This window comes from Pseudomonas sp. PvP027 (assembly GCF_017833005.1).
Classification (GTDB): domain Bacteria; phylum Pseudomonadota; class Gammaproteobacteria; order Pseudomonadales; family Pseudomonadaceae; genus Aquipseudomonas; species Aquipseudomonas congelans.
Genome location: NZ_JAFIBK010000001.1, coordinates 122168 through 141463 on the forward strand (window position 1 = coordinate 122168; position 19296 = coordinate 141463).

At 54.5% G+C, this 19296-nt stretch carries 13 protein-coding genes and 1 pseudogene; 6 read left to right on the plus strand and 8 right to left on the minus strand.

The window, feature by feature from the left end:
* Positions 1 to 67: 67 nt before the first annotated feature.
* The 3 genes from JOE33_RS00575 (at position 68) to JOE33_RS00585 (ending at position 4480) form a co-directional block, all read left to right on the plus strand.
* Entirely contained in the window at positions 68 to 688 is a 621-nt protein-coding gene (locus JOE33_RS00575) for a hypothetical protein (RefSeq protein WP_010434662.1), read from the plus strand.
* Positions 688 to 2583 (plus strand): caspase family protein, encoded by a 1896-nt coding sequence (locus JOE33_RS00580; RefSeq protein WP_010434665.1) that lies wholly within the window; start codon positions 688 to 690, stop codon positions 2581 to 2583. The genes JOE33_RS00575 and JOE33_RS00580 overlap by 1 nt, the downstream gene beginning before the upstream one ends.
* Positions 2584 to 3442: 859 nt before the next feature.
* On the plus strand, positions 3443 to 4480 hold the full coding sequence (locus tag JOE33_RS00585) for a hypothetical protein (protein ID WP_010434669.1): 1038 nt from the start codon (positions 3443 to 3445) through the stop codon (positions 4478 to 4480).
* Between the two features lie 84 nt (positions 4481 to 4564).
* On the opposite strand, the gene JOE33_RS00590 is transcribed toward JOE33_RS00585, so the two are convergent.
* From JOE33_RS00590 to JOE33_RS00605, 4 genes and pseudogenes are all read right to left on the minus strand, one after another.
* Positions 4565 to 6412 (minus strand): UvrD-helicase domain-containing protein, encoded by a 1848-nt coding sequence (locus tag JOE33_RS00590; protein WP_010434671.1) that lies wholly within the window; start codon positions 6410 to 6412, stop codon positions 4565 to 4567.
* The gene (locus JOE33_RS00595) at positions 6409 to 8763 is read right to left on the minus strand and encodes an AAA family ATPase (protein ID WP_010434673.1); all 2355 of its coding nucleotides are present in this window, start codon (positions 8761 to 8763) and stop codon (positions 6409 to 6411) included. Before JOE33_RS00595 ends, JOE33_RS00590 begins: the two co-directional genes overlap by 4 nt.
* 233 nt (positions 8764 to 8996) lie before the next feature.
* A complete protein-coding gene (locus tag JOE33_RS00600) occupies positions 8997 to 11045 on the minus strand; it encodes a PIN-like domain-containing protein (RefSeq protein WP_010434675.1) in 2049 nt (682 codons plus the stop codon).
* A 385-nt stretch (positions 11046 to 11430) separates the two neighbouring features.
* Positions 11431 to 11847, minus strand: a pseudogene (locus tag JOE33_RS00605) (PfkB family carbohydrate kinase); the annotation flags it as partial.
* Between the two features lie 491 nt (positions 11848 to 12338).
* Between JOE33_RS00605 and JOE33_RS00610 the strand changes: the two are divergent.
* Entirely contained in the window at positions 12339 to 12590 is a 252-nt protein-coding gene (locus tag JOE33_RS00610) for a hypothetical protein (RefSeq protein ID WP_157769320.1), read from the plus strand.
* A 168-nt stretch (positions 12591 to 12758) separates the two neighbouring features.
* Here JOE33_RS00610 and JOE33_RS00615 read toward each other — a convergent pair whose 3' ends face one another.
* Complete coding sequence (locus JOE33_RS00615) at positions 12759 to 13769, minus strand: tyrosine-type recombinase/integrase (protein WP_010434683.1); 1011 nt, start codon at positions 13767 to 13769, stop codon at positions 12759 to 12761.
* Between the two features lie 196 nt (positions 13770 to 13965).
* Here JOE33_RS00615 and JOE33_RS00620 point away from each other — a divergent pair, with 196 nt between their 5' ends.
* On the plus strand, positions 13966 to 15027 hold the full coding sequence (locus JOE33_RS00620) for a DNA-binding protein (protein WP_010434685.1): 1062 nt from the start codon (positions 13966 to 13968) through the stop codon (positions 15025 to 15027).
* 290 nt (positions 15028 to 15317) lie between these two features.
* Entirely contained in the window at positions 15318 to 16010 is a 693-nt protein-coding gene (locus tag JOE33_RS00625) for an ImmA/IrrE family metallo-endopeptidase (RefSeq protein WP_010434688.1), read from the plus strand.
* 53 nt (positions 16011 to 16063) lie between these two features.
* Here JOE33_RS00625 and JOE33_RS00630 read toward each other — a convergent pair whose 3' ends face one another.
* The 3 genes from JOE33_RS00630 to JOE33_RS00640 all read right to left on the minus strand — a co-directional run bounded on the left by JOE33_RS00630 (position 16064) and on the right by JOE33_RS00640 (position 18927).
* Positions 16064 to 17080 (minus strand): hypothetical protein, encoded by a 1017-nt coding sequence (locus JOE33_RS00630; protein WP_010434690.1) that lies wholly within the window; start codon positions 17078 to 17080, stop codon positions 16064 to 16066.
* A gap of 145 nt (positions 17081 to 17225) precedes the next feature.
* Positions 17226 to 18506 carry a Y-family DNA polymerase gene (locus JOE33_RS00635; RefSeq protein WP_209924005.1) on the minus strand — a complete coding sequence of 427 codons (1281 nt, stop codon included), beginning with the start codon at positions 18504 to 18506 and terminating at the stop codon, positions 17226 to 17228.
* The gene (locus JOE33_RS00640) at positions 18496 to 18927 is read right to left on the minus strand and encodes a S24 family peptidase (RefSeq protein ID WP_010434693.1); all 432 of its coding nucleotides are present in this window, start codon (positions 18925 to 18927) and stop codon (positions 18496 to 18498) included. The genes JOE33_RS00635 and JOE33_RS00640 overlap by 11 nt, the downstream gene beginning before the upstream one ends.
* Positions 18928 to 19296 lie beyond the last annotated feature (369 nt).

The window sequence follows — 19296 nt, forward strand, 5'->3', positions numbered from 1 at the left end:
GGATCCCTTGCGATCGTGTGAAATAATCTTGCTGAGCGGGCATAGGTTGATCAATTAGGAGTGAGACATGAGGGGTAAAGCCCATCCTTTCCCGTTTGATGCGCAGGCGGAGCTGGTCATGAGAGCGTTCATCAAAGCAACGGGGGAAAGGCTCGATCAAGCGCGCAAACAACTGGGTGGTGGCGATGAAGTCCAGCGCTTCAGCCACGGAGGATCGTGGCAGTCACATCACAGCTATGCTCCTGACCGCGTCGACCAGATGCAGACCATTGAGCATGAAACAAGGTTGCGATTTGAGGACATCATGGAGGGCCGCCTCGACGTCATTGAGCGCACGGTAGATGAAATTTCTAACGGCATGGCGAACAGCTTTGCCAAGGCGTTTTACCAGATGATTTCCGATACGTGCGAAGAGAGCGGCAACGTCATAGATGGCTCAACAGGGAGCTTGGGCGAGCAGATGCTCAAAGCCATCGAGCGAGTCGCATACTCGGTGGGTCGGGATGGGCAAGTATCGCTTCCAGAGTTTCGCATGCACCCTAGCCTTGCCTATAGTCTCCATTCTGATCCGTCGCTCCAGGAACCGGAACTGCTGGCGAGGGTAGATGAGGTCACGAAGCTTAAAACAGCCCAAGCGTTGTCAGAGGAAGCCACGCGAAAATCCAAATTTCGTAGCAGGGAGCAGTGATGTCCAAGGTTTTGCTGTGCATCGGTTGTGACGATTATCAGTCTCTCGATAAGCTATCTGGAGCCGAGCGTGACGCGCTTGCTATCCATACCGCGCTTTCCACGGGGCCATTGAGCAATATCAAACCAGCGGACGCCTATTTGCTTGACTCTCCGGCCCGGCATCAGCTGGATGCTACGCTGCTTGATATTCAAGATCGGTACGATGAAATCGAGAGTTTCACGCTCTTTTTTGCAGGCCACGGCGGAGAAGCCAATGAAAGTTATTTTCTTTGCCTGAGCGATACTCGAGCCGATCGCCTTTCAACCACTGGGTTTGCGCTCAGTCGTTTGTTCGAGTTTTTCAACGAGCTCAAAGCAGCGCACTGTAACGTCATCATTGATGCCTGCAATGCAGGCGGTATGGTTTCTAATTTGGGCATCCTGCTAAAACCCGAAGTGATTGGTAAGGCCAAGACATTCGGCGTTTCTTTTTTTGTATCGTCTGCGGCTGATCAGTACGCGGGCGAAACCAGTCGTGGTGGGTATGGCACCCTAGCATTGCTGAAAGTGCTGGATGGAGAGATCGACACGGGTTCTCGGGCGAGGATGCTTGATCTGGTCGATATCGGCCGACCCGCAGCGCAATATGTGGCAGAGCAGACCCAAGGAGGGCAAATGCCGTCCGTATGGGGCGTCAACCTCTACGGTCATATGCCGCTGTTTGGCAATCCGCACGCTACTGACAATCCAACATCCTCTTTGCTAGGGCTCACCGGGATATCACCGGCATCCCTAGGTGGGCAAGCCATCAGCAGTCAATCTGCCGAGCTCTACGCGCTCATGTTCGCCCCGGAGCACGAGCTCACTCCGGAGAAGCTTTTTCCTGTCCTCACCAAGTTTGTTGATCGATTGGCCGACATACCCAACTCAGTTGCGCCCTTCATTGGCGGGATCTGGCAATCATTGGAAAAGAGTACAGGGCGTCACGCTAATAGTTTCTCACGGGTAGAGCTAAGCGCTACTTGCATAGCTCTGCTCCTTGGTACATCGCACAAGTACAGCACCTCGCGCGACGGCATAGAGGGGCTCGCGCACGAGATCGTAGGGGAGGTTGAGCATCTGCTCCGCGACATCGTCCAAGGACTTCAGGAAAACCCCAGCTCGTTGTGCCGTCATGGCATTCCAGATCTGTTCTACCTTCCGCAACGCATATCGCGAATATTGGGTTGGGCCGGCGCAGCGGTGCATCTGGCTCGGGAGCTCGGCATCAGTAATGCTCCACTCAGAGAGGCACTGGAGCAACTCAGCGTTTTTCTGATGGAGCACTACGCAAGTGTGTGTGCTGGCATGAGCGAAGACGAAGCGCCGTACTGGGCCGCGTTCCTTACAGCCATCAAAACCGATGACCTGAATGGCCTTGGCGAGCTGGTCGTCAGCACACTAATCAACGCTCTCGTGGAGCATGAGGGCCGGCTTGCCAGGCCCTTGCTGCCGGGGAAGGATGCGTACGCGTATCTCAAGGCACGCGCTGATAAGGACTCGGCTGCCTTGAAACCCTTGTGCAACTCGCCTTCTGAGACATTATCGCTTGTCTTTCTCATGAGTGGACGACATTCGCTGGAAGAGGAATTGGACTACAACCTGACGAGTCTCGATCACGCGCGCCTCAATATCTTCATTCCCCAAAGTTACCTAGAGTTCAGCCAGCCGTTCGTTCCTAATGGGATAAACCATGTTTTCCAGATCGGCCATAAGGTCTGGACGGTGGCAGATGTTGCCGAGCGTTGGAAGACTGCGTGCATCCCGCAAATGGAAAACGACACATCGCTGCGCCATGCTACAACGAGAATCGGCGCGCTTTGCGCGTCGCTAATCTTTCCGGATCGTGTGCCTTGGTTCCTTCTCAGAGATTGAGGCAGGAACGGGCGGCCGTGCCGACTACTCGACTGTGTGGCTGGTCAGCCTCAATCGGAGCTAGAGTCTCATCGGAGCACTCCTGCCACAGATGGTTTGATAGTTCTGAAGAAACAGTCCATTACTCCAACAGCCCTCATTCTTACGATCGGCGCATGGGATAATCACCGCATCCTAAATGTCCTTCGAGATCGATATGAAAACTGCTATGGGAGTAAAGATTGCTGTTGGAGCATCATTGGTGTTTTCGATCTTCGCAGCGGTTGCGTTCTCTAACGCTGTGATCCTGAAGGGCGCGACCCCAGCAGTTCAGGCGTTCATGTATCAGGCCAGCATTCTGCTCGTATAAGTTGGAGTAGAGTCGTGCCGTAAGGCAATCAACGTCAACGTAACGCTCAAGGTCTTCTACAGTGAGCTATCGGAGCCGGTACAGACCTGTTTTCCTTGCTGAAATAACCGCCCGGTGAGCTTCGCGTCACAGCTCTTCGCTGGAGGCGCGAAGCCGCTAGTATCAGTTCTCGCAACCCAACTGGTGAAGCGCCATGACCGTAATGCTGTGTCCGAACCACATTGCGGGGCCTGGGCACAGCGACCAAAACGTTGCCGATCTCATCCGTCAGAACCTACCCGCAGATGGATGTCACCAGATCGACCATGGGTTGCGCCCCTCGCATGTCCGAGATGATTTCCGACCGCTACTAATCAAGAATCGGCGCGGTGAACCGCGTAAAGTCTTGCTCCATCCCCGGTTCGTATGCTGAACGGGGTTCGTGCAGGGCTAAAACCGAATGAGGCGCTCTAGGTCAAAGGCTGCGGCTCCTCTTGAACAAACAAAATCCATCAGATCATGGAACCATGCATGTCAAAACCTCCTGAGGTACACGAGCCGCTTTCAGTCACGGTGTGCAATCCCTACATCCCGCCTAGTGAGTATCGCGAAGAGATGGTTAAAGCTTTGGAGTGCATCGGCCAGCATCTGACCAAGTCAGAATTTGAAGACCTTGTGCTCAAAAAACTCCGCCTGGAAGATTCAAAGCCTAGCGAAGCGCAATACCTCCAAGCGGCCGTTGAGCTCACGGTTTGCGCACACTACGCACGATTTTTTCCTGAAGGGTTCTTCTACGAAGACAAGGTAGCGCCGCCTAGAGATGTCGACTGCTCATTCCAAAACGAGGGCTACAAATTCAACGTTGAAGTGAAGTGCGCTGACTTCACCGCGAAGCAAAAAATTGACGAGAGTGGCGCATTCATCATGAGAGCGGTCGGCCGGATGCCCGACTACAACGACGCTGCTGCTAAGCTAAAGGAGACCTTTGCAAGCGGGGGCAATGAGCTTGTGAAGGGGCTCCATATGGACAACAAACTTAAGGCGTATCTGATGGACGCCCATGACAAATTTCCTGATCCGACCCGGCAGGACGAATATAACGTCTTGGTTGTAGGCTGCGATGATCAAAATGACATCATGCAATGGGAAGGTTATCTCACTGGAGCTCATGGGCTTTTCACTGAGCAGTCCTATGCGCCTACGGATGACTACGACAATGTCGACATGGTCGTCCTTACCAACCTCTATCACCGTCATAAGTCGGTAGAAAAAAAAGACAAGTTGACTGGCCATTGGTGGTTCGGCGAATCGTTTTCGTTGCTGTACCAAAATCCTCGCTCCACTAAGCCTCAAGAGATGGCGTTAGCGTTTGCCAAGACCTTGCGGTTTTACAACAATGAGATTACGCAGCATCGAATGGAGGGGGATGCCCCCGACTGGCTCAAGAAACGACTAGCTATACCGCACTATGTGGGAGACGTCCTGATGCGCAACGGTCAGTACCTATTTCAACCGGGCAAGAAAGGGAAGTCGTCCCCAGGCAGCGAGGCCATGCAAATAGAAGTCTAGATACTCCTGATTTCGGACTCTCGATAGTACTATGCACCCACAACTTCCGAGACCGCTCACGAGCGGCCTCAAAAACAAGCAGTGCTACATGATCGATATCTCATGCTCATGCAGCCAGCCTGCTTTGACGATACTGGTCATGGCTGCCTCAGGATCAGATGTGTAAAACACGATTGCCAAGCTTTCCTGAGCGCGACTGCAGGTTACGTAAAACAGTCGGCGAGTACGGGTCAAAGCGTTGTCCTCGCCATCTGCTTCTTTTTGGCGGTCGCCTGGCGAGGGCGGTACAACCCCGAGGGCTTTCTCATAGCTCCATAAGAACCCAGCGGCCTCTTTATCGTCGATGATGACCATTACTCTCGGAAACTCGAGACCCTTCACCCCTTGATGGGTGCCGTAAGGTGAAAGCTCGCTACAGTATCTCGCGTAGGCCGCGAGCTGTGAGAAAGGGCTTCGAATCAGCAGGCGGTAGGCATGGACTTCAAGCACTTCCCGGTCGCCAGTGTCTGGGAAGTCCTCCTCGGTCGGCCCCATATCAAGCGCTGTACGGAGCCGATCCGGCAACTCCAGAAAATGTGTATTAGCGATCACTCCTACGACATCGCTGATGGTTGGATCAGCGTCTGCAAATAGAGCGAGGAGTGCGTCGGCGCCTCTACCGGCCTGCGCTATCGTAGATGCTTGATCGAGCGACGCTGCCAGCCGATCGCGGGTCAGTAAGGGCGAACGAAGCCTCACGGCTTCCATCAATCTGAAACTGTCTACTTGGGCTGCATCCAGGATCGGCATCACGCCTTCAACAAAAACTCGTAATGCCGGGAGGGTGCCATCGAGCAGACCGGTTTTGAGGTGTTCTACCTGATATAACGGTACGAATACACCATCGAATCCCATCCGACGGCTAGCCATCTTGTGTTCCAAGATCAGAGTCTTCCTACCCTCCATCCCTGAACTCCAACTACTGTCGCCAGTCAGTTCGGCCATGCGCTTGGCAACTTCGTCTTCTGTCTGAAAGGTAGATGTCGGTTCGCTTCTGATGCAGTACATCCGCACCGTTCCCAATGGAGCATCGTCACGGGGCTTTTGCTGGTGCGTATCCGCCGGGGCTCTTATTGCGTTGATCAGCTCAACTACGCGTATCGGGCATCGCCTGTTCAAAACTTTCTCAGGTTTAGCCCAATCCATCGGCACCGCTGACGCAAGATTTTGCATGCCGTGACCATAGATGCTTTGCATTGTGTCCCCTAGCAATCCAAGGCAAAAACGATTAGATGCCTGAGACTGCACTGCTAGGAAAGCTTCCATCAACCGAGCCATGGTGTCTTGGCTTTCATCGATTAGCAGTACCGGGTGTTTATCCACCAGAACGTCGAGGAGAGGGCGCTTTTGTATAAAGTCAGCAGCTAACCCAATCACATCAGAGTGATTGAGCGCCTGATGGCCTCGGTTGTCGCCTGTTGGGCTGTATGTGAAATTGAAAACATGCTGAATGTTCTCAAGCCGCTTAACTTTGCGATCCCGGTCGGCCTTATTAGCTCGATAGGTCTTGTTCTCCCCACGAGCCTTGGCTAATTTTTTCTCCAGCTCAGCAATGTCAATTGCCAGCTTGATCTTGAGCCATGCCCGAATGTCGTCATTGAATCCTTTGATCATCTCCCATGCGAAGGAGTGAATTGTGGATACCCAAACCAACGGGTCATGCTCCAGTCGTCGCATGACCTCTTCCGCTGCGGCATTGGTGTAGGTGATGACCGCGATCTGCCGACCTTCAACAGCTAAGCGCTCGGAAAACCTTGCTTTGAAATTTCTTACTGCCTCCACAAGCGAGTAAGTTTTACCCGACCCAGCGCCCGCGTATAGGAAAAAACTCGTGGGGTTATCGAGATTCAGGCATTGCTTGATCACCTGGTCGGCGTCTGGCAGTGAGCTCATACGATCACCTCTGCGGGAGTGGTCGTCACGAGCACTAGCTCTGACTGTTTCTTACGCAGCTTTGATTCAAGCCATTCCAAGCCTTCGCGAATATATTCGGGCACGGTCAATGAAGGGAAGTCACTCGCACCGAGTACCTCCAGCGCGAACTCCGCCTTATTGCCGTCTCGCAGCGCGTCGAACATGGAGTCTCCAAGTTCCTCAGAAGTCTTGGCCGACTGGAGAGCCCGGGCGAATTGGCCGACCAAGCCGCGACCGGAGCGTGAAGCAAAATGATGCGCATTGGTGAGTACCAAGCTGTCTTCAAAGGTGTTCGCCAATACCTCAACGGGTGCTCCCCCTGCCGCAGAAAGAATGACTGAAATGGGAGTCTGGTAGGCGAGTCGAATAGCAAAAAGCTGATCAAGCTCTTGGCATTTCAGCTCATCGGCCATCTCAAGGAGATCGTCCACTTTGGCCGATGCATCTTTCATCCTAAGCCAATGTTTCAAGGTGGGGTTGTTGGTCGAGAGATCGGCACCGCGGCGAACCGGCCTAGCTGCTTTGGCCTTTCCAGCATCAAGGTCGGTGATGACCAAGGTGACGATGCCAAGTGCGTCTATGAGCGGACGGAGCCTATGTGCGTGACTCCCCCCAATGTCGAGGATGCTGATGTAGCACTGATCAAGAAACTTGAATTGGGCGCGCATAAATTGCGGCAGCAGCATCCGCTCGGCAGCTCCCTCCACCAAGATTACCGCGTCGGCAAAGAAGAGTTCTGCATGCTGAGCTCGAAGATAGCGAGTCACAAATTTCTGAGTGTACGAACCCTCTCCAAACACCGAAGATAAATTGGAAACAGTGGACACCGGTACCTGCACACCGTCCATACCAGCTGGTAGGCGCCGGAAATAGCGAAGATGCTGGTACTCAACCTCGTGGGTGACGTGGCTGGAGTGGGTGCTTACGAGCAGTTGTGTTTTTAGGTTTGGATAGCGGGTGATCAAGTCGTCTTCACAGAGTACTTGATAGGCGTGCCGCACAAAAACCTGCTGGACTTGCACGTGGAGATGCGCTTCAGGTTCTTCAATCAACACAAGGTGAATTGGCTCGATCCCTGTTGTGGTTTGTTCATCAGGATTGCGGTGTTTTTTGAGCCAGTCGTCTCGAAAACTCATCAAACGAAATATCATCCAGATGAGATTTTGATACCCCAATCCATTGGATGTCTCCGGAAGCCGCAGCACGGCTGACAAAGAGTTTGTGCGTTTGGAGTCAACCTCGAATAGAACCGCAGCCTCGTGGTTCAGTCCATCTGTCGCAGCGAGCTTAGCTTGGAGGGTGATAGTGGGATCGCTACGCCCGGGATATCCCAGCGTCTGGACTTGCAAGAGCGCCGGCCCGAAACTTGTACTTAGTCGGGTATTGAATACCGACTGGGCGGTCTCGATTGCGCGCAACGCTTCCAGGTCTGACACCTCTGGAGAATCACCAGGGTCGAGATGCTTTTCGTAGTAGCTGCGAAGCTGTTCGGAAAGCTTTTTGCCCCCTGATGACTTGGAGTCGTTCTGCCCTTCATCCCCATGATCTCCAAATCCGCGCTGAGCATTAATCTCGTGGATCTTGATCAGCCCTTCGATAGGGTTTTTTTCGAGAGGGATCGCGTGCTCTGAAAGCCTCTGAGGTGATGCCCTGCGCATCATGCCACCTGGTGTATGCAACTTTACCGGATCCAGGCGGTACGGCCGTATTGTGAATAGCTTACCAAGCCGTCGACTGAGGTAGTCGGTCAGATTTTGAGGCCAGAGACTCAAGCTCACTGGGTGTTGTCTTGAGTCGCCGCTCTCAGCATTCCTACTCTGAGGATTGTCGTTGTGGGGAATTTTCGCATCCGCATCCGCTGCTAGGACGGCGATCAACTCCTGCACGCGCTCGCGCTGTTTTCGGTAATCCATGAAAACCTCTGCGACATCCTCTGGCTCTAATCGAAACCGCATGCCGACTAGACCTCCATCCCATTCGAAATTTGGGATCAAATCTCGAACGTAATGGTACTCACCTGATTCTGCGCTGATCCAGATGTCAAGGTGAGGAAGCCAATCATCCCAGTCGTTAGCTGTTGGGAGTAGATCGCCAGGACTGGCCATCTCCCATGAATGGCCGATCTCGTCTATGCGATCGAAGTGACAGAGCGTGAGATCCTGCAGTCGAATTGCAGACGCCTTGCCGCCTAAAAATTTGCGCAAAGCGAGCATGGCAGATGACTTTCCGCTGTTATTAGCACCCACAAGCAGGGTGGTCTCAGCGGATAAATCTATTCGTACGGAGTGGAGCTTGCGGAAATTGGCTATTTCCAAGTGTTTGATTTGCATTCGTCTTCCCTGAACAGTGAAGCGGAGATGTTACGGTACAGGCGAATGTAGCTCGAAAAACGCTAGTGACCAACCTGTGACCCTGTGACCCTGTGACCGACTGAGGGTGAGTCACAGGTGTCCTTAAGTCACCTGGGCCGCATCCGCAATATTATCGGTTTCCCGAACATACGAAGCGCGCTTTGCTGGGGGCGGCGCAGATGGCTTCAAGCTGGAAAAGTCGCACCTGAATGTCAACCGTCCGACTGAGCCTCCATGTCTTCCACGGTCACAATCCCAGGCTGCAGCCAATGATCATCCGGGATGACAAATCGAACGTTAGATTCCGTCTCTGGGTTCATCTCCAAACTCAATGCCCAGCGAGGGATCGACAAAGCAGAGCTCACGTCAGCCACTACATCCGCGGCAGAGTAGGACGTTCTATACCGAGTCAACCAACGATCCGATTCCGGTGGCACATCCACAAGAATCTGGCGTCCTTCCAGCGTGACCGCGGTTAACTGGCGGCGCTTATCTGCATCCATCAGATCTTCAGTTTCGAGGGGTACAGACTCAATAACGAGGGCGTGCTTGCTCTTGTCCCCTGGAGTGAAATACAGACGGGCGCCTGCTGCCACCAACCGCGCCCTGATGAACACGGCGACATCTGAATATTCGTCATTTGCGAGGAGGGCGAGAGGCTTGGCCAGGTAGCCTGCTTTGGGGGAGTCTCGCAAAGTGCCTTGGGCGTCGAAGTAGATTTCGTACACCATACCCGCGAGTACATATCGTGCAACAGGATCGGGGAAGCGCTTTAGGCGTGTCTCTAAGTTTGCCATGAAGTCCATGGCTTTTTGAGCGTTACCACACGCGGCCTGATAGATGTTGCGCCCGAGGACAAACCAAGACGTTGGAGGAAACTCCTCATCGACTATTGCCCTGAGCTTCTCGATGGCCGGATTCTGAACATACCAATTGTGGGACTGAAGTGAACTAATGATCTCATTGAGTTGGGTAGGTGCGTCAGCCTGGTAGGTTGCGTCATGGTAACCCTCCCGCTCGATAACCGCTGCAATATGATCTTCAATCGCGGATTGAGGCGCGTGAGCGTCGGGTTGAATATCCTTCAGCGGATTTTGCTGAGCGTCTGCAACAGCTTCTTCTGGAGCTTCAACCGCCTGGCCAGTCTCCTGCGCGTGGACTGGCTGCAAAGATGGATCTTCCTCTCTAGCTCCTTCGGGCTGCGGCGGTGGGGGTGCCTCTTCAACTACAAGGGGAGATCCATCAGGTGCAGCTACGGAGTTTAGTTCCGGCGGCGTAACAGTTTCGGTTGAAGTGGGGAGTTCGTCATTAGCCACCAACTCGATCTGAATCGCTGCTGCTAGCTCAGTGACAATCGAAGGATCGGTTTTCGATAATCCTTGCACTAGTAGGGAAAGAGTGCAGATCGAGACATTCGCATGACCGATTAGCTGGTCAAACTCAGAAATCAACCGAGGGTCAATAATCTTCAGTTTGGGATTGATATTACCAACTGGGATGGTACCCCTGCGGGTATGTTCAAGACGCTTCGCAGGAGCATAGACCCAATCGGGTTTCTCATCATTGGTCAGGAAAAGTACCTGCTTGAAATCAGCCTTTCGGGTAAGGCTGTACTCAAGTATCTCCATCCAAACGATGAGATCTCCGAGGCGATTTTCGGGTTTTCCATCATCCCGAAAACCTGGTGGCAAACGATGCTCTATTCGTGAGGGGCCCTCTTTTGCTGCACGATCGCATAGGGATGCTATCGCAGACTGAAGCACCGCTGGCCCTAGATGCTCTTCAATCTCAGCGTGGATTTTGTCTGGATCAAACTGGTGCTTGAATGCTTGGGTGTACTGCTTGAGTCCATCTATCGCCACTCGAAATCCCGAGAGGTAATCGTTACGTGAACCTAAAAAACTGGTCGATCTGAGCACTGTGTCGTCGACGAACAATGCTGCTGTATCCAACATCGCCTCAAGGGCTTTTCTCGGTTGGTCGTCACCTTTGCTCTTCGGGGTGTAGGAGTGCAGGGAGCTCTCTCGAACCTTGGCCAGGTACTCTCCCGCGCACCATGCCGGTAGATACAGCCGCTGCTGATTTATCGCGGACACTGCCCAATCGAAAAACTCTTGCCGGGCACCTGCATGAAGCTTGAAGAGGTATGCCAGTATGTTCGTATCAATGAATATTAGAGTTTCTGGGGACTTGGCGAGATTGGCTAGATCCGTGAGAAATTCGTCCTTGGTCTTCTTTAACAGATTGAGCCCGAGCAGCATCGTCTTTCCTTAGCATGTGCATGTGAACATGGAGCTTAGCTCCAGGGCAAAAAGGAGTCTATAGCAATGAATGGCTCCACATGTGTTGTCGATTCGGGCTTCCTAAGTGTCTGGTGAATACACGCTCAGAATCCCCTGACTGCGGGCAATGGTTTCCGCGTCAACGAAGCTCTGATCCAAAACCCTCTAAAGCCCTAGCCATGAAGGAATGCCTATCCGGATCATGTCCAAAACTGCTGACTACGGTTAGTACTGCCACCTGTTCGCTCCGAATAACCGCTGATTACAAGGTGGAAGGGATGGGTGGCGGTCTCACTCCGTTTCGCTCGGCTACTGTGGACGGTGGAGGCGGACAGTCACAACGTGCCGCGTACCCGAGAACTCCTCACACTCCGCCGGACAGCAAATCTGTCACCTTTTCACGGCTTGGCGCGTAAGCCCCGGAATGCATGCAAGACACCGACGCGCAGGCTTCCGAAAACTGCAGACGTGCCTGGGGTTGCTGAATCCCTAAGAACTGCGAGGCCAACCAGCCGGCCACGCTCGCGTCGCCAGTGCCCACAGTGTCAGCAACCTGAACGGCAATCGCTGCCTGTTCAACCTTGGCATTGTCTTCATACAACACCATGCCTTCAGCTCCGCGGGTAAACAAGATCTGCGCAGCGGAGTTCATAGCCCGCAGCTCCTCGAGCGCTTGTTCCTCATTCAGCCCGGGATAGATCTGGCGCAGATCTTCATCGGAAAGCTTGATGATGTCGGCAAGCCCCACCATGGCGGGGAACGTCACCTCGCGGTAGCGGCTACCGGAGGCGCCCGGGGCTCGACGACCCTACGCGAATTTATCAGTCCAGCATGGAGTCATCAGCCTTTCAGGCGTTAGCTCGCGCGTTCATAGCCAATGATCACTCCGGCCTTTGCCTGGAGAATGGCTACATCGAATGCGGTCAGGGCTTCGCTGGCATCTCAGCCGGCGTTTGCAGCAAATTCTCATCGAAGACCAGCATGCAACAGACGCGATGCGTGACAACTACTTCTCGGCAGACCTGGGGCTGTAGGGCGTCATCTGCCGAGCTCCGTTCGTCCTATGGCCGCTATCGTGGCCTCCGAGTCATATCCGCTACCTACGGAGCACCATCCAAACCACGCCCATGACTTGCCTGCGGCACCCCCCATGGCTTCTACGTAATGCTGTTGAAAAGGACTCCACAAGAGGAGAGGCGCGTGCGTCTCTGGCCTGAAGGGGAGAGGGTCAGCTCTGGAGTGCACGCACGCATACACACTCACGACAGTCACGTGAATAGCCGTCTCTTGAAAGGAAAGCTTACCAACGTCAATTACCACGCTCCAGAGGTAAGCACAGGAGGCCATCCGCTGTATGAGGTTTCATATGGTGGTGACAAATATGTCAAAGGCACTGCTAACCTGCTGCGTCGAACAGGCTCCCGGCTGCACATCGAGGAAGCAACACGCCTCGAATTGATTGCGGGTGACCGCTACATGGTCGAGCGGCAAACCTTTCACGAAGCGATCGTACCTGCCAACTAAGTCACCATCACCTTGATCCGCCTGCATGGTCATGAGGCTGGGCCCGTCAAAGTGCTGGGCGTCGATGGTCACCCTGAGGAGATTCAGTTTGAGCGCACCGACGTTCACCCTCATGACCTGCTGTACGCTTTCTAATCCGCCCCGTGCACAAGTGCCAACCCGCACTTTTCAAATCTGCTGCTGTTTGCCCTTGGGCTCGGCTCCACGTTTGACTCCATCCAGCGCGGCCTGATCCGAAGCCTCCAATCGCGAGGGGGCAGCCCGCACAGCCAAACCGCCAAACGAAATGCCTGCATCCACATAGCGCAACGCCGACTTCATATCCTTCCATCCCACATAGCTCATCAGCCCCTTGATGTCCCACCCGTTGGCCGACGCCCAGGTCGCAAAGCCTCGTCGCATCGAGTGGGCGCTGTACAGCTCTTCAGGCAGCCCAGCCTCCTTGAAAATGCGGCGAAGCATGGGAATCAAGCTATGAGGTTGGATGGCCTTGTCCGCCAAATTTCCCCACCGATCCAAACGGCGGAAGACAGGGCCCTTCGCGAGGCCTGCCACGGTAATCCAGTTGATATAGGCCTCGACCGGACAAAGCATTGTCAGCGCCGGCGTCTGAAAGGTTGTCCCCTCGTGCAGGCGATCACCCTTGGTGTGAGCCAAGAAGAAAGTAATGCCCTCACCGCTATAGGCTTTTGTGTTCTCCACCGTGAGCCTGGCCAACTCATCTCCGCGGAACCCCCGCCAAAATCCGATTAGCACCATGGCAATCGACCGGCGGTGGCGCAGCAGCGTCTTGTAGTCGCCCCGGTCAAGCGCAGCGGCCGCCTCAGATTCCAGCCATTCAACCGCCTGCTCGAGATGTCTGATCAAAAGGGGGGCGGCTTGCTTCACTTGAGCGGGATGCACGACGCGGATGCCCTTGATCATCTGGCGCACGTTGGGCGTCTTGGTTGGGTCTGGGAACCCCTGGGTGATATGCCACTGTGCGAGCGCCGCCAGACGCTGCTTGAGCGTGCTGATCGCATGCTTGTCGGCGTACTCCGCTAAGTAGCGGACGATGCCATCCCCAGTCGTAGGCAGGTAGCCACCCCAAGTCACTTCGAAGTGCTCGACCGCAGCTCGGTAGCTTTTGCGGGTGTTCTCCCTAGTGCCTGCCTTGAGGTACCGATCAGCCTTTTCCATCGCCTTTTGCCTTCAAAATCTGCGTGATTTCAGCATTCCACACTTTCGGCGGCAGCTAAACGCCTTTTTGAAAGTCAAGAAGCCATAAGACATTATTATAGCTTTTCAGAATTAGCATTATAGAACAGTTTATTTTCTGATAATGTGTCACGTAAATACATGACACGTAACACACCACGAAATCGTAGGAGCTCCCATGGCGCGCGGCGGCATAAACAAGGCAGTAGTGCAAAAAGCTCGGCAGTCCTTGCTCGCCAAGGGCATGTACCCGAGCATTGACGCCGTGCGCGTTGAGCTGGGTAATACCGGCTCGAAGACCACGATTTCCCGGTATTTGAAGGAGATAGAATCCTTCGATCCGCGCCCGCAGTCCTCCCGGGAACGGATGGGAGAAGAGCTCTCAGCGATGGTTGCTAGCCTTCTGGATCGGCTAATGGAGGAGGGCGACGAGTCGATTGAACAGGCTCGATCAGCTTTCGATTTGCAACGCGTCGCGCTCGAGGCACAGATCGCTAATCTGCAATCTGAGCTGACATCTGCGCGTCGGCAGCTGGACACTCAGCAAGCCGCTATTGAGGCTCAAACAGCTGACCTTCAAACCACGCAGTCTTCGCTTCAGGCCGAGCTCACGCGCAATGCCGGGATCAGCCAGCGCTGTACTGATCTTGAGGCTTTGGTCGGTGACAGGGATAAACAGATCCAATCCCTCGAGGAGAAGCATGTTCATGCGCGTGGCGCCCTGGAGCATTACCGGGAGTCCGTGAAGGAACAGCGCGATCAAGATCAACGACGCCATGAATCCCAGCTGCATGAGTCTCAGGTGGAACAGCGCAAGCTCCAGGAGACCCTGGTGCTGAAACAGGATGACCTAACGCGCCTGAACCGTGACAACGAGCGGTTGCTGGGAGAGTCCCGTCAGCAGGTCAAGACGCTCCACGCACATGAGGCCCGCATTCAGGGTCTGACGGGAGAGATTCAAGGTTTGAAGTTGGCCGAAGCGAAATACGCCGGCGTCAACGAGCAGCTTCAGGAGCAGATAGCTGCACTTAGGCAGGACGCAAAGGCTCTCAATGAGGCCGCAGCCAAAAGTAGCGAGCGCGAATTAGAGGTAAGGCTGCTGCTTACGTCTGCTCAGGCTGAAAATCAGCAACTGCGGCGTGATCTGACCATTGCGGAAGAACGGAGGGAGATCGATGGGGCAGCCGCTTCTACACCTCCAAGACCAAGCAACAGGCCCTCAAAGACACCGAGGAAGTGAGCATGAATGTATACGCGTCGAATCTCAAAAGTGCCGAAGCCATTACGCTGAAGCACGCCCATCAGCAACTGGCAGGCATGGTATCGAATGGTAGATTTCCGTCAGTGTTCATGTCCTGTGCAAGCCGCATTAAAGCGGGGGGTGAACGGCCAGCCTGCATTGAGCTTCGCGCGTATAAGGTTGAGTAGCTGGGGCCCAGAGATCATTCTCGGCAATATGCTCACAAAACGCTTGTAAACACCACATCTAGGGTTATGATTAAGTCGTAGCCACTACATGCGGTGATTTGCATGGGCATGACGAATATCGAAAAAGAAGCGTCCGAGCTGCTGCGCATGCTGTGGCGCGACCGATACCATCTGTGGGGGGATCGGGAAATTACCCCACTGCAAGCGCGTGATCCAAGGAAGGCAGCACTAGCTTACGGCTTTGAGTATCGTGAGTTTGCTGATCTGGGTGATCCCAAGTTCATCCGAGGTGGTTCTGGCCCCAAGATTGCCGGTTTGATTGATCGCCAGGCCAATCGCATTGCTATCTCTCAAGAATTCTCGCCGACGGTAAAGCTCTTCACAGGGGCGCATGAGATCGGGCACCTCTTCCTGCATCAGGGTGAAGTCATGCATAGGGATAGGGCGCTAGATGGCCGCCCTGTGAGCGGGCCCCGCGACCGAGAAGAGCGCGAGGCAGATTTCTTCGCTGCTTGTTTCCTGATGCCAGCGAAGCTAGTTGCTGACCGTTTCCGACGCCAATTTCTGTGCGGTGAACGCCTGCACTTCAACGATACAGTCGCTTACCACCTCGACCCCCATAATATCGAGGGTTTGCTGTACGCGTCTGCTGACTCTCTGGAGCGTGAGCTCGCGCTGGCGCGATGCCAACGCTTCAACAATATGAATGTCGTTTCGCTGGCCGCGCAGTTTGGGGTGTCTGACTCGGCTATGGCGTTAAGGCTCAAGGAACTGGGTCTGGTTCGGTGGCCGTAGCTCCGAACGGCTTTCCCGATTGCTGGTGAACAGCGCGTCAGGACTTGGGGATGTCATAGAGGAAAACGCACTTTCATTGACGCACCAAACGCCGCAAGCTTGTCATAGCAATCGCTTTTGAGTTTGGAGCGATCTGTTTCTGCAACAAATGATGAAGCCCGGCTGTGCCCCAGGAGCACGCTCACGAAGGCAAGGAATACCAACATGATGAACAGCCGATAGAAGTTGATTGGCTTGTTGAAATCCATGGACAAACCATGCAGAACGCTATGCCGGTTCATATCGATGGCCCCCTCGACCTCAGAGGTCTTTTCGTAAAGACGGGTAGTGAAATACTCTCTGAAGTTATCAACCAAGCAAAGTTGTTCGTCAAAGCCCAGCATGTACTCTTTGAGCCGCATGAACCCTGGCACCTCAACACCTGGGTAGGCCTTGGCCACCAGTAAGTCTTCGATTTTCGTCAGGACGTTTGTGAATTGATCCTTGCTGGTGATCCCTTCAAATCTGCTGTCAATCTTCGCGCCGATCTCTCGCAATATGCCCTCGGAGGCTAGGATAAGTCCGGAAACCGCAACGGACACATAGCCGAACAGATACGCTCGGATGCATTCGTCAATGTGTTGCATGTAGGGCCTGAATGAATCGATCTCGCTGAATAGCGACTCGAAGTACCTGCCCATGTCGCCGGGCGTGTAGATGCTGGCCAAGCAGAAATCTACGGTTAAGCCGTCGGGTTTTGTCTCGTTCGCCCTGATCGCGTCGCAAATCAGCATCATGTGGCGGGGCATCAGCAGCGGGGGAACAATTAGATCCTTGCTCGCCAGCAGAGGCGCAAACGGAAATGGGCCAATAGAGGAGGGAGGCGTCTTGCTCTGCGGTATGAAACAGGTGACACCCTCCCTGATAAACCTGTAGCCCAAAATCGAGCTGAAATGACTCAGGGTGTAGGGGGCGGCTCCACAGTTCTCACCGTAATGTGATTTCAAAATGTTCACGACAGCCGCGGGGCCTTTGAGAAAAGCCCCTGTGTGTTCGCACTGGTAGAAAACGGCCTCAATGGATTTTTGCATGGGCACCCCTGTAGTACGTCCATCGGTATTCTTACCACGTTGAGGATGCGACTGACACCGCCCGCCAAAAGTAACGTGGCTGGTTGACCAAACCATAGGGATGCTCGGCTCTCGACTGATCTCAGTGGTACCGACGGCAGACCGGTTAAGTAGCCTGAAACCGCATGAGCTGGTCGATACTGGTCGTGTAGCTCTTGCTCATCATTTCGCGCTTCATCGCCCACGCCGCTTCGATCGGCATCCGCCCGGAGTGCAGGGCATTCTTTCCGAACCTCACGTTGATACGATCCAGCACGCGCATCAGCTCGTCCGACCTGGCTGGCTGTGAAGGGGTAAACAGGTCTCCTGTAAACTCGCCACGCTTGCGAAGATCCATCAGCAAGATCTCCGCCTTGCTGTATCGGTACCCATCGCGCCAGATGACCTCCAATCCCTCCATCGCGGCGCGGGTCAAAAGCAGCACATCGTCGGTCGGGTAGGGTGGATAACACATCACCGAGTTCGCATACTTCGGCCCGTCACCGAATGGCGATGTGAGTACAGCGACCCGGAACACGGCCGTCAGGGACTGTTGCTTGCGAAGTTTCTGAGTCGCTCGGTGCATGTAGCTGGCCACTGCCTCCCGCATAGCCTCAAGCGTCGTCACGCGCTCCCCGAACATTCGAGAAGTACAGATCGCCTGGCGATCGGGCTCGGCTTCCTGCAGCTCGATGCACGGCTCACCGGTGAGCTCGCGCACCGTGCGTTCGAGCACAACGCCATACCGCTGGCGAATCGTCTTGGGATCGGTGTTCGCGAGCTGCCAAGCTGTCGTGACCCCATCAGCCTCGAGCCTCACAGAGATCCGTCTCCCCACGCCCCAGACCTCTTGCGTCGGCATCCGTTTGAGGAGCCATTCGACCGCGTGATCTGCGCGCAAGTCGACCACACCGCCGGTGCGCTCTTTGTATAGCTTGCTCGCGTGTTGTGCAGCCTTGGCCAAGGTCTTGGTGTGGCCAATACCGATGCCCACCGGCATTCCCGTCCAGCTCCGGACACGCGCCTGGATCTGCCGCGCGAAGTCCCCAAGCGGCTCCGCAATGCCAGTGAGATCCGCAAAGCTTTCATCGATTGAATAGACCTCGACCCGCGGGGCCAAGGATTCAATGGTGCGCTGCACGCGTGAAGAGATATCACCGTAGAGCTCATAGTTGCTGGAGAAGGCGACCACGGCCTTTGCTTTCAAAGCATCCCGGATCTTGAAGAACGGATCGCCCATCTTGATCCCGAGCGCCTTGGCCTCGGGTGTCCGGGCAATCACGCAGCCGTCATTGTTGCTGAGTACCACGGCCGGGACTTGCCGAAGCTCGGGACGGAACAGCCGCTCACACGAGCAGTAGAAGCTGTTGCAGTCCACCAACGCGTAGGTCGGCCTTTTAGGGGACATGGAGGGTCAGACTCCAGGTCACCACACCAAAGACTTCGATCTCCTCGAGGCCCTGGATCGGGGGGTACTTGGGGTTGTCGGAGCTCAGCATCCAGCCACCATTGAGCTGTCGATCGAGACGTTTGACCACGGGTTGATTGTCGATGTAGGCGACGACCACATTCCCAACCTGGGGCGTCCGTGCTCTGTCGATGACGAGCTTGGTACCGTTCAAGATGCCCGCCGGCGACATGCTGTCACCCTCCGTTTCACCGAGCCAGACGTGCGGGGCTCTAAGGTCTACCAGGTCGTCTAGGGAAATCGGGGCTTCGTAGTGATCGGCCGCTGGGCTGGGAAAGCCGCCCGAGGCTCGGCCTGACAGAACCTGGAGGAGGGTGGGGAGCTCAGATTCGGTGATTTGGCGTAGTGAAATGAGGTTCATTGGGAGTATTTCTTGTGATACTGGATAGATATACAGTACACGGGAAAAAGGCTATCAGCCACTTTCGAACGACGGCTGGACGACCTTGCTCCAGAGGTGCCGTGTGCGCAGAAGGTGGTTGCGCATCACAAACCTGCCAGCGTCCTGGAAAAATTCTATCGGACTACATCGCCGTTATTCTGATCTGAACCAATGTTTCCGGTGGGTAAGATCATCGGATCAGCAAAGTCGCGCTCAAAATTTCTGCTGTTGTCCTCGAAGCATTTGCGAAATGGCGACCTCCCTATTGCGGTCATGCGAGTTGCGGATGTGTCTACGTGGTAGCTGAGTCACGTGGCAGCTTGGTGCGCAAATTTGGCGGAGGAGTAC

Bases quoted from the DNA above. Each gene is read 5' to 3' on its own strand.
- JOE33_RS00585 (WP_010434669.1), top strand. From the start codon at position 3,443: ATGTCAAAACCTCCTGAGGTACACGAGCCGCTTTCAGTCACGGTGTGC.
- JOE33_RS00595 (WP_010434673.1), bottom strand. From the start codon at position 8,763: ATGCAAATCAAACACTTGGAAATAGCCAATTTCCGCAAGCTCCACTCC.
- JOE33_RS00635 (WP_209924005.1), bottom strand. From the start codon at position 18,506: ATGTCCCCTAAAAGGCCGACCTACGCGTTGGTGGACTGCAACAGCTTC.
- JOE33_RS00600 (WP_010434675.1), bottom strand. From the start codon at position 11,045: ATGCTGCTCGGGCTCAATCTGTTAAAGAAGACCAAGGACGAATTTCTC.
- JOE33_RS00640 (WP_010434693.1), bottom strand. From the start codon at position 18,927: ATGAACCTCATTTCACTACGCCAAATCACCGAATCTGAGCTCCCCACC.
- JOE33_RS00580 (WP_010434665.1), top strand. From the start codon at position 688: ATGTCCAAGGTTTTGCTGTGCATCGGTTGTGACGATTATCAGTCTCTC.
- JOE33_RS00630 (WP_010434690.1), bottom strand. From the start codon at position 17,080: ATGCAAAAATCCATTGAGGCCGTTTTCTACCAGTGCGAACACACAGGG.
- JOE33_RS00615 (WP_010434683.1), bottom strand. From the start codon at position 13,769: ATGGAAAAGGCTGATCGGTACCTCAAGGCAGGCACTAGGGAGAACACC.
- JOE33_RS00625 (WP_010434688.1), top strand. From the start codon at position 15,318: ATGGGCATGACGAATATCGAAAAAGAAGCGTCCGAGCTGCTGCGCATG.
- JOE33_RS00620 (WP_010434685.1), top strand. From the start codon at position 13,966: ATGGCGCGCGGCGGCATAAACAAGGCAGTAGTGCAAAAAGCTCGGCAG.
- JOE33_RS00575 (WP_010434662.1), top strand. From the start codon at position 68: ATGAGGGGTAAAGCCCATCCTTTCCCGTTTGATGCGCAGGCGGAGCTG.
- JOE33_RS00590 (WP_010434671.1), bottom strand. From the start codon at position 6,412: ATGAGCTCACTGCCAGACGCCGACCAGGTGATCAAGCAATGCCTGAAT.